Here is a 17,486-nt window from a genome sequence, read left to right as displayed (position 1 = left end):
AATATACACAGCGCCGGAGACTCGCGAGTCCCCGGCGCCGCAACCGCACGGTCCAACGCAGGTTACCGTCGAGCGGTCACTCCGCGCGCAACGCCTCCAGCGGACCGACCCGCGCGGCCCGAGCCGCAGGCAGGTATCCGGCGATCGCCGCGCACACCGCCAGCACGCCCAGGGCGGCCGCGATGGAGGGCAGGTCGATCGGCTCGACCCCGTACAGTTGGTTCCGCAGCAGGCGCGATGCCAAGAGCGCGAGCGGCACGCCAACCAGGGTTCCGCCGGCCACCAGAGTGAGCGCCTCCCTCAGGACCATGGCCCGCACCCGCGCGCCGTCGGCACCCAGCGCCATGCGCAGCCCGAACTCACCCGTCCGGCGCAGGGTCGCGTACATCGTGACCCCGTACAACCCCAGCGCGGCCAGCCCCAGCGCGAGCGCGCCGAAGAAACTGGCCACCCGGGCCACCAGGAGATCCTGGCTGATTGACTGGCGCATCAGCGTCGTGAGCGGGTCGTTGTTGAGCACCAGCAGCGAGGCGTTGACGGACGACAGCTCCCGCTGCACCGTGGCCGCGAGCTGGGCCGGGTCGCCGGTCGCTCGCAATTCGAAGTTGAATTCCAGCGGCATTGGCGCAACCTGGTACGCCGGCAGATACATCCGGCGGGCGGGAACCTGGCGCAGCTGATGGTCCTTGGTGTCGGCCACGACGCCGACGATCTCGTAGTCGGCGCTGTCCACGCGGATGCGGCGGCCGATCGCCTCGCCGTGCGGGAAGTAGAAGGCGGCCATGGTCGCGTTGACCATAGCCACGCGCGGCGCGCGCTCGTCGTCGCGATCGGTGAAGTCACGGCCGGCAAGGAGCCGGGCACCGACGGCCGTGACGTAGCCCGGGCCGACCCGGTCGTAGTTGGCCGTGGTATCGTCCTCCGTGCGCGGGGTGAACCCGGCTACCTGAAAGGTGACGGCCGACTCGGTCCCGCTGAAGATCCCGTTCTCCGAGAAGGTTGCCGCGGCCACGCCGGGGATGGAGCGGACCCTTTCGAGCAGCACCCGAGCCAGCTGGGCGAGCCGCTCCCCCTCGAGGCCGGTGGGCGCCGCGTCCACGGTCACGATGAGCAGCCGGTCGCGCGCCAGTCCCGGGTCGACGTTCGTGAGCGCGCGCGTGCTCCGGATCAGCATGCCGGTTCCGACCAGCAGGATGACCGAGAGCGCCACCTGGAGCACCACGAGCAGCTTGCCGGCGCCGATCCGGCCCGGCCCGCCGAGCAGGCCGCCCGTGGTCCCGCGGCCACCGGCGCGCAGACTGGTCCCCAGCTCGACCCGCGTCGCCCGGAGCGCCGGCGCCAGGCCGAAGAGAACGGCGGTTACGCCCGTCACCAGAGCGGTGAAGCCAAGCACGCGCCAGTCCATCCGAACGTCGAGCGGGATCGCGCCGGCGCCGTTGGCGGCGAGCTTGAGGAGGGCTTCACTGCCCCAGATCGCTAGTAGCAGCCCCGCGGCGCCGCCGAGGGTGCTCAGGATCAGACTCTCGGTCAGGAGCTGTCGTACCAGGCGGACCCGGCCGGCGCCGAGCGCCATCCGGACGCTGAGCTCGCGCTCGCGCGCGGCGCCGCGGGCGAGGAGCAGGTTGGCCACGTTGGCGCAGACGACGAGCAGCACGAGGCAGACCGCGGCCATGAGCGTCGCCAGCGGCTCGGCGTAGAGCTCCCGGATGGGTGACAGCCCGCGCGCGCCCGCGTCGACCGAGACCTCCTGCTCCGCGAGGCCGGCGGCCGCGGCGGCGGACGGGTCCGATGCGGCGAGCGCGCGGCGGACGATCGTCGGATACGCGGCCCGCACCTGCGCCAGGGTGACGTCGGGAGAGCGACGGCCGACCAGCAGCAGCCAGCTCTGGTTGGGCGCGGCCAGCCAGTCCTGCTTCGCGAGCGCCGGCTGCATCGTGAGCGGCATCCAGATATCGGTCATGCGGCCCACCACCTCGCCGTGGAAGCCCGGTGGCGTGACCCCGACGACGGTGACGGGGACGTGATTGATCGTGAGCGACCGCCCCAGGACACCCCGGTCGCCGTCGAAGCGGCGCTGCCAGTAGGCGTAGCTGATGACCGCCACCGGCGAGCCGCCGGCGGCCCGGTCGTCGTCCACGGTGAGCGGCCGGCCGATCAAGGTGGGGACACCCAGCACGGCGAAGTAGTTGCCGCTCACCAGCCGGCCCCGGGGGTGCTCGGCCTCCGCGGACTCCGAGCCAGCTCCCGGCGGGCCTGATGCAGTCGCGTCGGTCAGGTCGAGTCGGCCGGTCCTGCCCGTCGCGGCCAGGCCCCGGAGAAGCTGGGGGTCGCGGCTCAGGTCGGTGTAGACCGGATAGGAAAAGAGGTCGGTGCGGAGTGAGCCGTCCGAGACGCTGTTGGTGCGGCGCGGATCGCCGATGACGACGAGCTGATCGGCGTCAGGCACCGGCAGCGGCCGGAGCAGCAGCGCGTCGATCAGAGTGAAGATCGCCGTATTGGCCCCGATTCCGATGGCCAGTGAGAGCACCACGACCAGGGCGAACCCGAGGTTGTGACGCAGCGCGCGCACGGCGTACACGGTGTCCTGCCGCAACTCGGCGAGGTAGTTGGCGCGCCGCAGGGTCTTCTCCCGTTGGGCGTCGATGGCGAGCAGCTCGCCGCGGACCTGGTCCCAGTCGCCGAACTGCCGGAGCGCCTGAGCCCGAGCCGTTGCGGGGTCCAGGCCGCGCTCGATCAGCCGCTGGACCCGCATATCGAGGTGAAAGGCGAGCTCCGCCTCGACATCCCGCGCGACGCGCTGGGGGCCATGCTGCAGCCGGAAGCCGGCCATCAGGTCGGCACCGCAGCCGTGGCGCGAAGCGCGCGTCCGGCGAGCTCGACGAAGCGGTGCCACGACGTGGTGCCGGCCAGGAGGCGGGCCCGGCCGGCCTTCGCGATGCTGTAATACTTGGCCTGGCGGTTGTTGTCCGACACGCCCCACTCCGCGGTGATCCACCCGCGTCGCTCGAGCCGGTGGAGCGCCGGATACAGCGTACCCTCCCCGATGAGGAACGTGGCGTCGGTGGCCTGCTGGATCCATTCGACGACGGCGTAGCCGTGCCGCGGGCCCCAGCTCAGCGCCTTGAGGATGAGCAGGTCCAGTGTGCCGCGCATCAGGCTGACATCGAGGTCGTCCATGGGCGCTCCGGCTCGGGATCTCCCGGAGTCTAGCACGCTCCCATCGTGACGCAAGGGGAGCTGCTCTCCGCCTGCCGCCGCTTCCCGGCGCCGCTAGTTTTCACGCCCATGACCAGTCCCGTCATCCCAGGCTTCCGGCCGGTCCCCTTCACCGGCGTCATCTTCGTCATGGCCGAAGCGGCGCGGCGTGGCTTCCGCTACGGTCACCCCGACTGGTGCAATCTGGGCCAGGGACAGCCGGAGACCGGCCCGCTGCCTGGGGCCCCACCCCGGGTCCACCAGGTCGAGATCGGCGTGGACGACCAGGAGTACGCGCCGATCCCCGGCATCTGGGAGCTGCGCCGGGCGGTGGCCGAGCTGTACAACGAGTTATATCGGAAGGGAAAGCGCTCGCAGTACAGCGAGCGGAACGTCTGCATCTGCGGTGGCGGGCGGGCGTCGCTCACCCGCGCCGTTGCCGCGCTGGGCGAGGTGAACCTGGGTCATTTTCTGCCCGATTACACCGCGTACGAGGAGCTGCTCGACATCTTCAAGCTCTTCACCTCGATCCCCATCCTGCTCGAGGGCGAGACCGGCTACCACTTCAGCCTCGAGCAGCTGGAGCGCGAGATCACCGGCCGCGGGCTCTCGGCACTGCTCCTCTCCAATCCCTGCAATCCTACCGGCAAGGTGATTCAGGGCGCCGAGCTCGAGGGCTGGGTCGGGGTGGCGCGCGAGGTGGGGTGCACGCTGCTGATCGACGAGTTCTACTCCCATTACCTCTGGACCGGGAGCGAGGACGGCTTCGGGATGGTCTCCGCCGCGCGTCACGTCGAGGACGTGGACGCCGATCCGGTGGTGCTGTTCGACGGCCTCACCAAGAACTGGCGCTATCCCGGCTGGCGCACCACCTGGATCGTCGGTCCCCAGCCGGTGATCGAAGCGGTCTCCAGCAGCGGCTCGTTCCTCGACGGCGGTGGCAGCAAGCCGTTGCAGCGCTCGGCCATCCCGCTTCTGGCGCCGGCCGTGGCCTGCGCCGAGGCGGCAGCGATCCGGCAGGCATTCATGCGGAAGCGGCGGGTTCTGGGGGAGGGACTCGCAGCGGCGGGCGTGCGATTCGACCTGGAGCCCGAGGGCACCTTCTACTGGTGGGGAGACGTGTCCGGGCTGCCGCCGGCGATCAACGCGGGCATGTCATTCTTTCGTGCCGCCCTCGAGCGACAGGTCATCTGCGTGCCGGGAGAGTTCTTCGACGTGAACCCGGGCAAGCGCCGGAGCGGCCGGCCCTCCCGCTTCCGGAACTACGTCCGTTTTTCCTTTGGCCCCGAGGAGCGGTCCGTCGCCGAGGGCGTGCGCCGCATCCAGGAGCTGGTGCGCGCCGCCGCGGTCAGCGGGCCGGCGTCGCCCTGATCCCCCGCTGGACCAGGAGGAACACCGGGAAGCTCAGGGCCAGGATGGCGAGCGACCGGAGGCTGTTCCGGGTATCTCCCGCGACGCTCGCGACCAGGAAGCCGATGGAGCCGAGCAGCGCGATCCCGGTGGTCCAGGGGTAGCCCCACACCCGGTAGGGCCGCTCGGCGTCGGGCTCGCGCACCCGGAGGACGAAGATCGAGGTGAACGACAGCAAGTAGTTCAGCACGAAATAGAACGCGAGCAGTGCGAGCACCTGGTTGAAGGTACCGGTGAGGAGCAGCAGGACCGCCACGGCCGTGGTGGCGAGCAGGGCCACCCGCGGCGCGCCGGCGGCGCTCACGCTGGCCACTCGGGCGGGCAGCAGGCGATCCCGGCTCATCGCCAGGGGGACGCGGGAAGCCATGAGCTGTGTCGCGTTGATGGTGCTGAGCATGGAGACCAGCATCAGGCTGCGGATCACGGTGTCGCCTCGTGCCCCGAAGATTGCCTTGGCGGCGGCACCGGCGACGAACGGGTCGCCGGCCATTCCTCCGATCGAGAGGACGTGGAGAAAGGCGAGATTCACCAGCAGGTAGATGCTGATCAGCATCAGTACCCCGATGAGGGTCGAACGCACGATGTCCCGCCCTGGATCGCGTACCTCCTCGCTGAAATAGAAGATCCCGTTCCAGCCGTCGTAGGTGTATATGACACCTTGCAGCGACACGGTCACTGCGACGAAGAGCGCGGCGCCCGTGGGAGCGTGTGTCGGCGCCGAGGGCCCGTGCGTGCCGACGAGCAGGAAGCAGGCGAGGATCAGTCCGGCGAAGCCCACCGTCTTGGCCAGGCTGGTGAGCTGCTGGACGCCGTCCCCCCAGCGAATCCCTCCCCACTGGATCGCGGCGAACGCGAGCACCGTCGCTACGGCGGTCGCGGTCTCACGGCCGGCCAGCGCCGGAAAGAGCACCCCGGAGTACTCGCCCAGCACGATCGACACGGCTGCGGTCGTCCCGGCGGTTGAGACCCAATCGCTCCAGCCCACGATGAAGCCCGGGTACGCACCCAGCGCACGGCGGACGAAGACGTACTGACCGCCGGAACGCGGGATCATCGCACCCAGCTCCGCCAGCGAGAGCGCCCCAAGCAGCGCGTAGATTCCGCCTGCGATCCAGACGCCGAGGAAGAGCGGCTCCGACGGCAGGCGGGCGGCGATGTCTCCCGGGGTGCGCAGGATCCCGACACCGATGCTGTTGCCGATGATGATGGCGAGGCCGAACGCCACGCCGAGCACCCTCAGCAGTCGACCTTGCCGCGGGGCGACGGGGACCGTCTCTGGGAGAGCGACCACGGGCCACTCCGGATGTGAAGGTGACGCTACTGGGTGCCGCGGACCTTCCGGATCTCCGCCGTCAGGCGGGGTACCACCTCGAATAGATCACCGACGATGCCGTAATCGGCGATCTTGAAGATCGGCGCGTCCTTGTCCCGGTTGATGGCGACGATGGTCTTGGCCGTACGCATGCCGGCGAGATGCTGGATGGCGCCGGAGATACCGACGGCGATGTAGAGATCCGGACTCACCAGTCGCCCGGTCTGCCCGATCTGGTCGGTGGGCGGCCGCCAGCCGTCGTCGGTGACCGCGCGGGTCGCGCCGACGGCTGCGTTCCCGATGGCCGCGGCCAGATCTTCGACCAGCTTGAAGTTCTCCGGCGCCCGGAGTCCCCGCCCGCCGCTCACGATGACCGGCGCCTCGCCGATGTCGAGCCTGGCCCCGGCGCTCTGGGTGAGTTCGGTGACCACCACCCGCGCCGAGGCCGGATCCATCGCCGGGGCGGCCGCCTCCACGCGCCCCGGGCGGGGAGTCTCCCTGGGGGTGATGGCGCCGGGACGGAGCGAGAGGAGCGCCGGCTCGCCGGTCAGCCGTAGGGTGACGATGACTTTGCCGGTGTATGCCGGATGGCGCGCAACCACGGCACCACTCTGAAGCTCGACCTCCGTCGCGTCCGAGGCGAGGCTCACCCCCAGCCTGGCGGCGACCCGCGGAGCTAGGTCACGGCCCTGCGCCGACGCCGCGAAGAACGCGGCACGGTAGCCTCCCGCGCGGAGCCGGTCGGCGGCCGTGGCGGCGAACACTTCGGGGCTGTAGCGATCGAGCGCCGGATGCTCCACCACGATGACGACGTCGGCGCCGAATCGCCCCAGCTCCTCGGCCCGCCCGGCGATTCCCGGCGCGCCGATGAGCAACGCGTGGACTTCGCCACCGCCGGATGAGTCGGCCGCAGCGCGCGCCGCCGTTACCGCTTCGAAGGCCACCTTGCGGAGCTCCCCGCTCCTGGACTCGGCGAACGCCAGCAGTGCGGCCATCACAGCACCTTCGCTTCGGTGTGGAGTCGCTGTACCAGCTCGGGCACCGCGTCGGCGCCTTCACCCATGAACTTGGGGCCGCTGCGCTCGGGCGGCAGCGCCATCGTCTCGACGATGAGCCGCACCTCGCCGAGTGCCGCGGGCTTCACCTCGAGCGGCTTCTTCTTGGCCGCCATGATGCCCTTGAGCGTGGCCAGACGCGGACGCGCGATGCCTTCGTCGATGGTCAGCACGGCAGGCAGCGGGAACCGCACGGTCTCGGTGGCGCCTTCGAGATCGCGCCGGGCCATGCCGCGCCCCACGTCCAGCTCGAGATGGGAAATGGACGTGACGCAGGGGAGACCGAGCAGCTCGGCCACCATGGGGCCAACGGTGCCGCTGGCGGTGTCGGTCGCCATTCGTCCGAAGAGAATCAGATCGTACCCGCCGGTACCGAGCTCGGCGGCCAGTGCCTGGGCGATGGCCAGGCCGTCGACCGGAACGGTGTCGGCCTTGAGCTGAATCGCGCGGGCGGCGCCCATCGCCAGGCCTTTGCGCAGTATCTCCTGGACGCCATCTGGACCCAGACACAACAGCTCCACCTCGCCCGACCCTTGCTTTTCGACCAACCGGAGGGCCACCTCGAGCGCGTAGCCGTCGAAGTCGCTCATGTCGTATTTGAGGCCGCCCTGATCCAACGACTTGCGATCGCCCGCGATAGCAAACCGCAGCTCCATATCCGGCACACGCTTGACGCACACTGCGATCTTCAAACCCACGCTCCCGATGGAGGTTTCGAGTCCCGCCAACTGGCGGCAAACCTAGTCGCGCCCGGGGTCCGATGCCAGCAGGTCTGCACGCTCGAGCCGGCTCGCCAGGTGTCGCTCTGAAGCGCATCGGACGCCCGGCCAACCCGGGCGCCCGATCATGGATTTGGGGCGTGCTCGGCCGGCCCCCCGAGCGTGGTCCGGACCACCAGCCGGAACTCCCGCCGGGCGTTCGGTGTCAGGAACCGCTCGACGGTGAGGCCGTCGGGGTTGCCCTGGTTGAGGTTGAAGGTGCCGAAGATGGCGCTCTTGTTCTGAAACAGGTTGGTGACGATCCCGTTGATCTCCCAGCGCCCGAACTCGACGCCAACGCGCGCATCGGCCACGAAGTAGCCGTCCAGCTGATCGGTGACGTTGGCCTCGTCACCCCGGAGGTACTCCTTGCCGATGTAGCGCCCGTCGGCGCCCACGGAGACGTCATGCCCGATCCGGGCCAGCCCGCCGAACTTGATCTGGTGGTCGGGCACCAGCGGGAACCGGCTCCCGGGCGTCACGTCGTTCTCGGTCGGGAACGGGTTGATGACCGGCACACCGTCGGCCTCGTCAGCCGAGCGGATCGAGAACACCTTGGCATCGCTCTGGAAGGTGGCCTTGGTGTAGGAGTAGTTGAGGTAGAGTGAGTGCCCCTGCGGGAACGTGTACGCCCCGCCCGCCTCCAGGCCAACCCGCCGCGTCTTGTCCAAGTTCACGAAGAAGCCGTCGATGGTGCTGCCCTGGGGCTCGTCCTCGTCGCCGAACGGGGTGAGGAAAATGTCATTCTTGACGCTGGTGTAATAGACGGACCCGCTGACCGAGACCCGGTCGCGTGCATAGCGCACGCCGGCCTCGACGGTGCTGGCCTTGACCGGCTCGAGCGGCGGGTCGTCCCCCAGGGCGAAGGGAAGCGGGCACGGCGCCGCGGGATCGGCGCAGGCGTTCTCGATCACCGCGGGGGCGCGAAACGCCTGCCCCCACGACGCGAACACCGACGCGCTCGGCGCGACCTCGACGCTGGCGCCGACCCGCGGATTGAAGCGTTTGTACGTCGCCGTGGTGTCGCGCTGGGGATTGAGGACGTTCTCGAACGGAATCCGGACGTAGTCGTAACGCGCGCCGGCCGACAGGGTGAGCTTGCCGATCGTCAGGTCGGCGGCGGCGAAGGGCGCCAGGTCCCACAGCGGGCTTCGCGCCTCCGTAGTCAACGTCCGGCTCGCGCCGAATTTGGTCGAGTCCGCGAAGATATCGATCTTGACCCGGGTCACCTCCCCGTCCATGCCGCCGCGCAGGCTGAGGGCGGTCCGGTCGTTGATGACGGTGGTCCAGCGATAGTCGGCCGTGTACCCGAAGCTCGTGTTGTAGCTGATCCCGAAGGCGTCCGGATCGTCTTCCTGATTGACGTTGAGCCGCTCCGCGCGATGCCGCCGGAAGTACATCGTCACCGAGGCCCGGCCCAGTCCGAACTGCTTATATGCCTGGACCGAGCCCTGAAAGGCCCAGAGCTTCTCGTAGTCGCCGGCGCTCAGGTTGGAATCGGGACTCTGCTCGAAGATGGATTGGGGCAGAGAGCCGGCCGTTTGCGCGCTGTCAGCCGAATAGAAGCCCTGGAACCGGATGCCGCCGGTCTCACCGAGCTTGCCGAGATTTACGAAGCCCTGGTAGCCCTGGGCTCCGGTGATGTCGCGCCACCCATCCTCGCGGTTGTAGTTCCCCCCGACATACCAGTCCATCCCACCCCGGCTGAGTCCCCCGACGTGCGCCTCCCCTCGCGCCGCGCCGAAGCTGCCGCCGGACAGCTCGATAGTGCCCGACGTCGGCCCGGTCCCGCGCGCGGTGACCAGATTGATCGCCCCGCCGAGCGCATTGCGGCCCAGCAGCGATCCGTTGCCGGAGAGGATCTCGATGCGCTGGATGTGGTCCATCGGCAGCAGGTCGAAATTGACCTGCGATGCCTCCGGCTCGTTCATGCGCACGCCATCGAGAAAGACCGCCACACCCTGGGGCAGACCGACCACTGGGGACGAATAGAAGCCCCGGCTCGAGAGGTTGAGCTTGTAGGGGCTGCCGAGGTCGTCGTAGGTCGAGAAGCCGGCCACGCTCTTGAGCGCGTCCGAGAGGATCCTCGGCTCGTACGCGTCGACCTGTGCCGCGTCGAGCGTCGTCACCCGTGCCGGCACCCCCGAACCGATCGTCGGGCCTGCGGCGGGGGCGATGCTGCCCACCACCTCGATCGGAGGCAGCTCATGGGCGGCGGTGTCGGCCTTGGTCGTGTCGGGCTGCTGCGCAGCGATCGACGGCGGCACCAGGAGCAACCCCGCGAACACGAGCGCACTCGTCAGTCTCATGAAAGCCTTCCTCAGGCTTACTGTCCACCTAGATACGCACGACCTCGGTGTGCGTCACACCCCGAGGCTCAGCAGGATCCGCCAGCACAGATAGATGAGCGAGGGATTGTCAGCGGAGCGGGAAGGCGGCGGCGGCTCGACGACCGGGACGGTCCGGGCGGCGCTCATAGATGGCGGCCATGACCACCCGATCCGGCGGCACACCCATGACCAGCAGGGCATCGTCACTCGGGCCGCCGCCATCGAAATCGAGGCAGCAGTGCTCGGTGGTGACCAGACCCGCGCTCGCGTCACCGAGGATCGAGGGTTGCTCTCCGCGGTCGAGCCGGATCACATCGCCCGGCGAAAAGGCGCCCGAGTGGTCGTTGTCCTCGTACAGGCGTAGGTGATGGACCCTGGCATCGCGATCGGCGACCAGCGTGACCCCATCGTCGGCCGCGCCGCCGCCGTCCAGATCGAAGCAGCAGCGGTCGATCTGGACCGGCCGGTGCGTGAGCAGCACCCCGCCGGCGAGGACCGCGGCCAGGACCGATGCAGCCACTCCCCAGGCGGCACGAAGGAACCGAAGCCGGCGGGCAGGGTCCTCGACCCCCTCGCCCCGCCGGACCCGGCCTTCGATCTCGGGGCCGAGCGACGCCCGCGGTTCGAACCGCACCCCGCCGAGCGCGCGGTCGAGGTCGGCCAGCTCCGGCGGCAGATCGGAGGGGTCGCTCATCGGGCCAGGACCTTCCGGAGGCGCCCCAGCACCCGCCACAGCCGGGTCCGCACGTTCCCTTCGCTGAGACCGAGGAGCTGGGCCATCTCGGCGGTATCGAGCCCGCTGCCATACCGGAGCCCGACCAGCTCGCGGTCGGCCAGGTCGAGCGTGGCCACGGCATCGAGCAGCCGCCCGACCTGCTCCTCGCGGAGCAGGCGCTCCTCCGGCGACGGCGCATCGTGGACGAGGTCGTGCATGGTGCCGATCGACACGTACTGGCGCAGGCGGGCACGGCGACGCCAGTCGGTGAGGACATTCCGGGCCGTGGTCAGGATCCACGCCTTGGCCGAACCCCGATGAGGATCGAACCGCTCAGCGGCCCGGATCACCTTGAGAAAGGTCTCAGCAGTGAGGTCTTCGGCCACGTCGGCAAGCGGGACGTGGAATCGGAAGTAGTTGTAGACGGCCGTGCCATGGTCCTCGAACCATGCTCGACAGCGGAGCTGCGCCTCGTCGCTCGGGGCGGGCGCAGGCCGAGCGTCGGGCAGAGGGGGATGCGAAGCGGAGCTCACGTCAGATAGATAGGCGCCAGGTCGGGATTCGTCACGCCCGGGGAGTTAAACTAGAAGGCGGCCAGCCCGGTAATGGCCTGCCCCACGATGAGCGAGTGCATGTCGTGGGTGCCCTCGTAGGTGTACACCGATTCGAGGTTCGCCATGTGGCGCATCGAGTGGTATTCGGCGAGGATGCCGTTGGCGCCGAGCAGCCGCCGCGCCTCCCGGGCGATGTCGCAGGCCATGTTCACGTTGTTGCGCTTGCAGAGCGACACTTGGTCCGGCGTCATCGTGCCCGCGTCCTTGAGCCGGCCCAGCTGCAGCGTCATGAACTGCGCCTTGGTGATCTCGGTCAGCATCTCGACCAGACGCACCTGCTGGATCTGGGTCCCGGCGATCGGCTTGTCGAACATCACGCGCTGGCCGGCGTAGCGCAGCGCCTCGTCGTAGCATGCCATGGCGGCGCCGATGGCTCCCCACGCGATGCCGTACCGCGCCTGTGTGAGACACATGAGCGGGCTCTTGAGGCCGCCCGACTTGGGCAGGATAGCGTCCTTGGGCAGGTGGACGTCCTGCAGATGGATCTCGCTGGTGTCGCTCGCGCGGAGCGAAAGCTTCCCCTTCTGGTCCTTGGCAGCGTAGCCCTTGGTATCGGTGGGCACGATGAAGCCGCGGATGGACTTGGCGTCGTCGACCGCGCCGGTCTTGGCCCAGATGATGGCCACCGTGGCCTGAGAACCGTTGGTGATCCACATCTTGGTGCCGTTGAGCACCCAGCCGTCCTTGGTCTCTCGGGCGGTCGTGATCATGCCACTCGGATTGGAGCCGAAGTCGGGTTCGGTCAACCCGAAGCAGCCGATGTCCTGCCCCGACGCCAGCAGCGGCAGCCAATGCCGCTTCTGTTCATCCGATCCGAAGGCGTAGATCGGGTACATCACCAGCCCGCCCTGAACCGAGGCGAACGAGCGGATCCCGGAGTCGCCCCGCTCGAGCTCCTGCATGATCAGACCATAGGCGACGTTGTTGAGCCCCGCGCAGCCGAACTCCTCCGGCAGGTTGGCGCCGAACAGCCCGAGCTCGGCCATGCCGGGGATGAGCTGCTTGGGGAATCGGCCTTCGACGTAGGCCTCGCCGATGACGGGAATGAGGTTCTCGTCCACCCAGGTCCGGACGGTGTCGCGGACCGCCCGTTCCTCTTCCGACAGGAGAGTGTCGAAGGCGAGAAAATCGACGCCGGCAAATTGGGATGTGGCGGCAGCGGTAGCCATGCGGAGCCTCACTCGGAGCGGATGACAGGCCCGGAAGATACCTGGGGAAACGACGATTCCGGAATCCGGGCCCGGTCGACCGCGGGACTCACCGCCCGCTTGGCATGGGGCAAAACGCCAACCTCGCGCGCCTTCCCCCGAAAGGTCGGACCGTGATCCACCCGGAGCCCGCTTTCCGCCTGCCACTGGTGCACCATCTCGTGCAGCATGGTATGCTCGACCTCGGGCCAGGCGTGCCGCAGGATGTGGCGCCGGCTCAAGGCGATCTCGATCGGACGGCCGGTCGGCAGGTCCACGCTGAGCTCGCCCAGCCGGGTCCGCATCCGTCCCGACACCCGAATCGGGAGCATCGAGAGCGAGCCCGCGAAATATTCCGCGTTGAGCCGCCCGTGGAGCTGCTCGAGACGGTGGAGCAGCATGAGGTCACCCGGCTGTGGCCGGTCGCACCGGGGTGGCCGAGCCGGCGGTGGCGCGTACTCCTCGACCGGAAAGGCGAGAAATTCGCGCTCCGCGCCACGCCGGAGCGCGCGGCGAAGCCGGGGATCGAGGAACCGCACGATGGCGCGGAGCACTCGGTCCGGGGCGGCGGCGTAGCCGCGGTGCAGCCGGAGCACCCGGCGCGCGGTCAGGCTCACCATGACCGTCCGATTGGTGTGGGTCAGCACCCGTTCCACGTCCCGGAGACCGAGCTGCTTCAGCCGTTGTGCCAGAAGGTCGTCCACTTACGATCCCTGATCCCCACCCGCCACCGAGACCGCCAGGCCGGGCGCCTCCGCGCGGGCGAACGAGTACGTATCCGACTTGAGGAACCGGCCGCCGCTCGGCTCCCAGCGATAATGCTGGATGTGCACGGCGCGGGCATCGATCTTCACCAGATTGAACACCGAGGGCCGCCGGTGGCGGGTGCGGAAGCTGTGGGTGCCGGCGGTGCTGATGGCGAGGCTCCCCTCCACCTGGCCGGCGCCCTCCTGGTGATCGTGGCCGCAGAGGACCACGTCGGCGCCGGTCGCGAGCAGCCGCCGGTGCGCCGAGCGCCAGCGGGCCAGGCCCATCCGCCGGGAGAGCCCGCCCGCCAGCACGTTGTGATGCAGGGCCAGGATTCGCGCGGTGCCGGGCGGCGCCTGGCCCAGGATGGTGGCCACCCGGGTGGTCTCCGAGGCGGGGAGGTGCCCCTTCACGGCCACGTCTCGGAGGTTCCAGGTGAGCGAGCCAAAGGCAACGCCGTAACTGCTGAGTGCGCCGGCGATGATCGCGCCGGGGATCTCCAGTACCGGCGTCAGCGGGCCGAAGTAGCGGGCGTACTTGGCATACTTGGGCGCGGCGCCGAACGCCCCCAGCGGGCTCTTCCACCACTCGAGATCATGGTTTCCCGGCACCACCAGCACCGGCATCGAATGGCGAATCCGCTGGAGAAAGGCATGGGCCGCCTGAAACTCGCCATGGCGGGCGCGCTGGCTCAGGTCGCCGGAAATGACGGTGGCCCCGACACCCAGCGTGGGCAGGAAATCTTCCAGCGCCTCGATCTGCGCCAGGTCGGCGTAGCCCCCGAAATGCAGGTCGGAGACGTGCGCGATCGCGATGACCGGATCGGTCACCACACGACTCGGAGGCGGTAGGTGAGCAGGGATTCGCCGCCCGCGGGGACCCGCACCCGGAAGCGCGTGATGGTGGACGAAATCTTTTCCGGCCGGACCGAGCTCGAGACCACGGTCCACTCCCCGCCGCGCTCTTCCTGCACGTCGATGGTCACGGCACTGTCGAGTGCGTTGCTCAGGGTAACCCGGTAATCGGCGGTGGCCACCGTGCGCCAACCGGCCTTGCTGCTGTCACGCCTGGTCGAGTAGGAGGTCTGGACCCGTTTGGCCGTGAGATCGAATGCGGTGCCGGCGGAGAGCCGCAGATCCTCGCCCGCGGGCGTGTGGTCCGGCGCGGCCTCACCCACCAGCTGGAGTCGGCCGGCGCTGTCGGCCTGAAACAGCCGCGCGACGCCGCCGGGCAGCGGGCGATCGCCGAACTCGGTCTTACGCGGACGCTTGAGGGTGTAGCTCACCTCGACCGGCACTTGGGTCTCCTCGCCCTGCTGGGGGAGCATCCCCCAGTACGGAGCGGCGCCGTGCGCCACGTAGGCGCGCTCGTACTTCACCCGGCTCGGCTCGAACAGTGCCACCGAGGTGGTGAGCCCCGGCGCGAGCGAGCTGGTGCCGGGAAGCGAGTAGAGATGAAACTCGCCGACCCGCTGCTCTCCCGCGACATCGGCTTTGGCCGCCTGGAGGGCCGCGCGCGCCTCGTTGTACAGCGGGACCGGCGGCGGCGGCTCCGCTCGGCTCACCGCGCCCGCCAGGAGCTGGACCTCCGCATTCTCCAGCCGGAGCGCCTGCGACTCGAGCACCGCCATACCGGTGACCCGGGCCTCGCTCGCGCCGAGCACGACCTGATAGCTCGCCCGCCACGAGGCGCCGGTCGTGAAGTAGCCCAGGCGGAGGTGGTCCTGCGCCCGCTCCGCCCGGAGATCCAGCACGGCCGTCGGATCGCTGACCACGACGTCCGCCGGATAGAGGCCGGCCCCCGGCGCCGCAAAGCTGATGCGGCCGTCCGGCAGCTGGAGCCGGAGCGGGTCCACGCCGAGGATGAGCGCGCTCAGTGTGTCCTTGGATTCGGGCAGCCGGAACACCACCCGGCGGCCGACCGAGCGTCGCTGCACGCTCGCCTCGTCCACCGCGCCGTCGTACCGGACGCCCAGGAGGGTGACCGACGAATCCAGCGCGAAGAGCGACGCGGGCTCGATTGGCCCCAGAGCCACCCGCTGGGTGGAGGCGCCCTTGGGCACCGCGACGGGCACGCCGCGACGCACCAGCACCCGCCCGTCGTTATAGATGGTGAGCGACGTCTGCCCTTCCAGCCGCGCACTGCCGGCCGTGGCCAGCAGGAGCAGGCATGCGGCCATCCGAGCTGTGATCATCGGGGAAGGAACTCCATGGCGATGCGGCTGGCGATCCGCCGCACGATGATGTAGGTGGCTACCACCGCGACCGCGCCGTAGAAGCGGGCCGTGGTATCGACCGGCAGGTGCCAGCCGACGTAGGTCGCCATCAGCAGCGTCGCACCCAGCGCGATCCGATTGCCCAGCCGGGAGGACCGGCTCATCCGCTCCGCGCGGCACTGGGCACAGAGCTCGCCCCAGGCGAGGCCGGGCACCCGTCGCTCGCAGCGGGCGCAGGGGACTTCAGGCAACCCGCCGCGCGACAGCATCTCCGAACTCTCCTGTGGTCGCCGTGCCGCCGAGATCACGGGTGCGGATCTGATCCTCCACGATGGTGGCGGTCACGGCCCGGCGTAGCCGCTCGGCGCGGTCCAACTCGCCCAGGTGGTCCAGCATCATCGCAGCCGCGAGCATCTGGGCCGACGGGTTGGCGATTCCCTTCCCCGCGATGTCCGGCGCGCTCCCGTGCACCGCCTCGAAGATGGCGGCCCTGGTGCCGATGTTGGCGCCGGGCGCCAAGCCCAGGCCGCCCACCAGCCCCGACACCTCGTCGCTGAGGATGTCGCCGAACATGTTGGTGGTGACCATGACATCGAACTGCTCGGGGCGCATCACCAGCTGCATCGCGGTGTTGTCGACGATCATGTCGTTCGCCTCGATCTGCCCGGCGTACTCCTCGGCGATCTGCCGCCCCACCTCCAGGAAGAGGCCGCTGACCATCTTGAGGATGTTCGCCTTGTGGACGATGGTGACCTTGCGCCGGCGCTGCTTGAGGGCGTACTCGAAGGCGTAGCGCACGATCCGCTCGCAGCCCTTGCGGGTGACGATGGCCATCGATTCGCCGACCGCCCGCGGGTCGTCCCCGATCTGCACGAAGTGCTCGACCCCGATGTAGAGCCCCTCCAGGTTCTCCCGCACCAGCACGATGTCCACGTTCTCGAACCGGCCGCCCGGAATCAGTGTCTTGGCCGGCCGCACGTTGGCGAAAAGCTCGAACTCCTTCCGGAGCCCCACGTTCACCGAGCGGAATCCGGTGCCCACCGGTGTGGTGAGCGGGCCCTTGAGCGCCAGCGAGTTCTTTCGGATGCTCTCGACCGTCGCGTCGGGGAGCGGCGTGCCGGTGGCCTGGACGGCGGCCATGCCAGCCAGCTCTTCGTCCCACCTGAAGTGGAGCCCGGTGGCTTCCAGCACCCGAACCGTCTGGGCGGTGATCTCCGGGCCGATGCCGTCGCCGGCGATCAGGGTGACGTCGTAGGTCATGGACTGGTGGGATCGATCGGCAGCACCGAGGCGAGGGCGGCTTGCAGCGCCGCGTCGGGCGTGGCACCGGACCCGCTGGCCTGACTCCGCCAGAGCACCTTGCCCGACCGGGTGTCGGCCGCCACCAGAGAGAGGTCCGCGTGCACCCGCCGATCGGGCAGGAGCGCAAAGCCGAGCGCCGCGGGCACCATCACCACGCGGCCACCGACGACGGCCATGAGATTCCGCAGGGAGGAGCGGAGCGGGTCGCGGATCTCGCGCATCTTGGGCGCGCGCAGCATGGCCTGGCCCATCTGGTCGGGATCGTTCACCAGTCCCGGCGAGCGACGCGCCAGCTTCCGGAGCTTGGGCGGCAAGACCCACTGCACCTCGGGCGCGCGCCCGGTGAATGCGTCGCCGATGAGGGAGTCGGCCCAGAGGAGCGCGGTGCGGCGATCGCGGTAGGGAGCGTAGAGCGAGTCGGACTGCAGCGTCGGGTCGGCGGCCATCAGGGTCAGCGGCATCACCGCCACCTGCTGGCCGGCCAATCCCTCGGTGGGGACCAGCACGGGCGCGGCCGGCGCCGCCGGCGCATCCTGGGCGGCGAGCGGCGGACTCAACAGCAGCAGTATGAGTGCGGCGAGAGCAGCGGGCTTCACGCCGGGAAAGTAACTGTGGGGCGGGAAAGTGTCATCCTGGACGGAGTGGT

The 17,486-nt window shown here is 69.5% G+C and carries 16 protein-coding genes; 1 reads left to right on the top strand and 15 read right to left on the bottom strand.

The window, feature by feature from the left end; genetic code table 11:
* Positions 1-76 precede the first annotated feature (76 nt).
* Both VHR41_08545 and VHR41_08540 read right to left on the bottom strand, forming a co-directional pair.
* Positions 77-2,830, bottom strand: coding sequence for an ABC transporter permease (locus VHR41_08545; protein HEX3234234.1), 2,754 nt, complete (start codon positions 2,828-2,830; stop codon positions 77-79).
* Entirely contained in the window at positions 2,830-3,177 is a 348-nt protein-coding gene (locus VHR41_08540) for a PadR family transcriptional regulator (GenBank protein ID HEX3234233.1), read from the bottom strand. Before VHR41_08540 ends, VHR41_08545 begins: the two co-directional genes overlap by 1 nt.
* A 108-nt stretch (positions 3,178-3,285) precedes the next feature.
* Between VHR41_08540 and VHR41_08535 the strand changes: the two genes are divergently transcribed.
* Complete coding sequence (locus VHR41_08535; GenBank protein HEX3234232.1) at positions 3,286-4,566, top strand: pyridoxal phosphate-dependent aminotransferase; 1,281 nt, start codon at positions 3,286-3,288, stop codon at positions 4,564-4,566.
* Here the strand turns inward: VHR41_08535 and VHR41_08530 are convergent.
* The 13 genes from VHR41_08530 to VHR41_08470 all read right to left on the bottom strand — a co-directional run bounded on the left by VHR41_08530 (position 4,544) and on the right by VHR41_08470 (position 17,436).
* Complete coding sequence (locus tag VHR41_08530) at positions 4,544-5,896, bottom strand: APC family permease (GenBank protein HEX3234231.1); 1,353 nt, start codon at positions 5,894-5,896, stop codon at positions 4,544-4,546. The two genes, VHR41_08535 and VHR41_08530, sit on opposite strands and share 23 nt — an antisense overlap.
* 26 nt (positions 5,897-5,922) lie before the next feature.
* On the bottom strand, positions 5,923-6,912 hold the full coding sequence (locus tag VHR41_08525; GenBank protein HEX3234230.1) for an electron transfer flavoprotein subunit alpha/FixB family protein: 990 nt from the start codon (positions 6,910-6,912) through the stop codon (positions 5,923-5,925).
* A complete protein-coding gene (locus tag VHR41_08520) occupies positions 6,912-7,664 on the bottom strand; it encodes an electron transfer flavoprotein subunit beta/FixA family protein (GenBank protein HEX3234229.1) in 753 nt (250 codons plus the stop codon). The genes VHR41_08525 and VHR41_08520 overlap by 1 nt, the downstream gene beginning before the upstream one ends.
* A gap of 152 nt (positions 7,665-7,816) precedes the next feature.
* On the bottom strand, positions 7,817-10,039 hold the full coding sequence (locus tag VHR41_08515; protein HEX3234228.1) for a TonB-dependent receptor: 2,223 nt from the start codon (positions 10,037-10,039) through the stop codon (positions 7,817-7,819).
* Positions 10,040-10,148: 109 nt separating this feature from the next.
* Positions 10,149-10,754, bottom strand: coding sequence for a hypothetical protein (locus VHR41_08510; protein ID HEX3234227.1), 606 nt, complete (start codon positions 10,752-10,754; stop codon positions 10,149-10,151).
* The gene (locus VHR41_08505; protein ID HEX3234226.1) at positions 10,751-11,308 is read right to left on the bottom strand and encodes a sigma-70 family RNA polymerase sigma factor; all 558 of its coding nucleotides are present in this window, start codon (positions 11,306-11,308) and stop codon (positions 10,751-10,753) included. Before VHR41_08505 ends, VHR41_08510 begins: the two co-directional genes overlap by 4 nt.
* 50 nt (positions 11,309-11,358) lie before the next feature.
* On the bottom strand, positions 11,359-12,558 hold the full coding sequence (locus tag VHR41_08500; GenBank protein HEX3234225.1) for an acyl-CoA dehydrogenase family protein: 1,200 nt from the start codon (positions 12,556-12,558) through the stop codon (positions 11,359-11,361).
* Between the two features lie 8 nt (positions 12,559-12,566).
* Positions 12,567-13,280 (bottom strand): SprT-like domain-containing protein, encoded by a 714-nt coding sequence (locus VHR41_08495; GenBank protein HEX3234224.1) that lies wholly within the window; start codon positions 13,278-13,280, stop codon positions 12,567-12,569.
* Positions 13,281-14,153, bottom strand: coding sequence for a metallophosphoesterase (locus VHR41_08490; GenBank protein ID HEX3234223.1), 873 nt, complete (start codon positions 14,151-14,153; stop codon positions 13,281-13,283).
* Positions 14,150-15,517 (bottom strand): hypothetical protein, encoded by a 1,368-nt coding sequence (locus VHR41_08485; protein HEX3234222.1) that lies wholly within the window; start codon positions 15,515-15,517, stop codon positions 14,150-14,152. The genes VHR41_08490 and VHR41_08485 overlap by 4 nt, the downstream gene beginning before the upstream one ends.
* Entirely contained in the window at positions 15,514-15,807 is a 294-nt protein-coding gene (locus VHR41_08480) for a hypothetical protein (protein ID HEX3234221.1), read from the bottom strand. The genes VHR41_08485 and VHR41_08480 overlap by 4 nt, the downstream gene beginning before the upstream one ends.
* Positions 15,782-16,798, bottom strand: a complete 1,017-nt coding sequence (locus tag VHR41_08475) for an isocitrate/isopropylmalate dehydrogenase family protein (GenBank protein ID HEX3234220.1) — start codon at positions 16,796-16,798, stop codon at positions 15,782-15,784. Before VHR41_08475 ends, VHR41_08480 begins: the two co-directional genes overlap by 26 nt.
* Entirely contained in the window at positions 16,795-17,436 is a 642-nt protein-coding gene (locus tag VHR41_08470; protein HEX3234219.1) for a hypothetical protein, read from the bottom strand. Before VHR41_08470 ends, VHR41_08475 begins: the two co-directional genes overlap by 4 nt.
* Between the last annotated feature and the right edge of the window lie 50 nt (positions 17,437-17,486).

Source organism: Gemmatimonadales bacterium, assembly GCA_036265815.1.
Taxonomy (GTDB): domain Bacteria; phylum Gemmatimonadota; class Gemmatimonadetes; order Gemmatimonadales; family GWC2-71-9; genus CAVVWJ01.
Note: the sequence above shows the minus strand (reverse complement) of the source record. Positions and strands in the feature narration are given on the sequence as shown.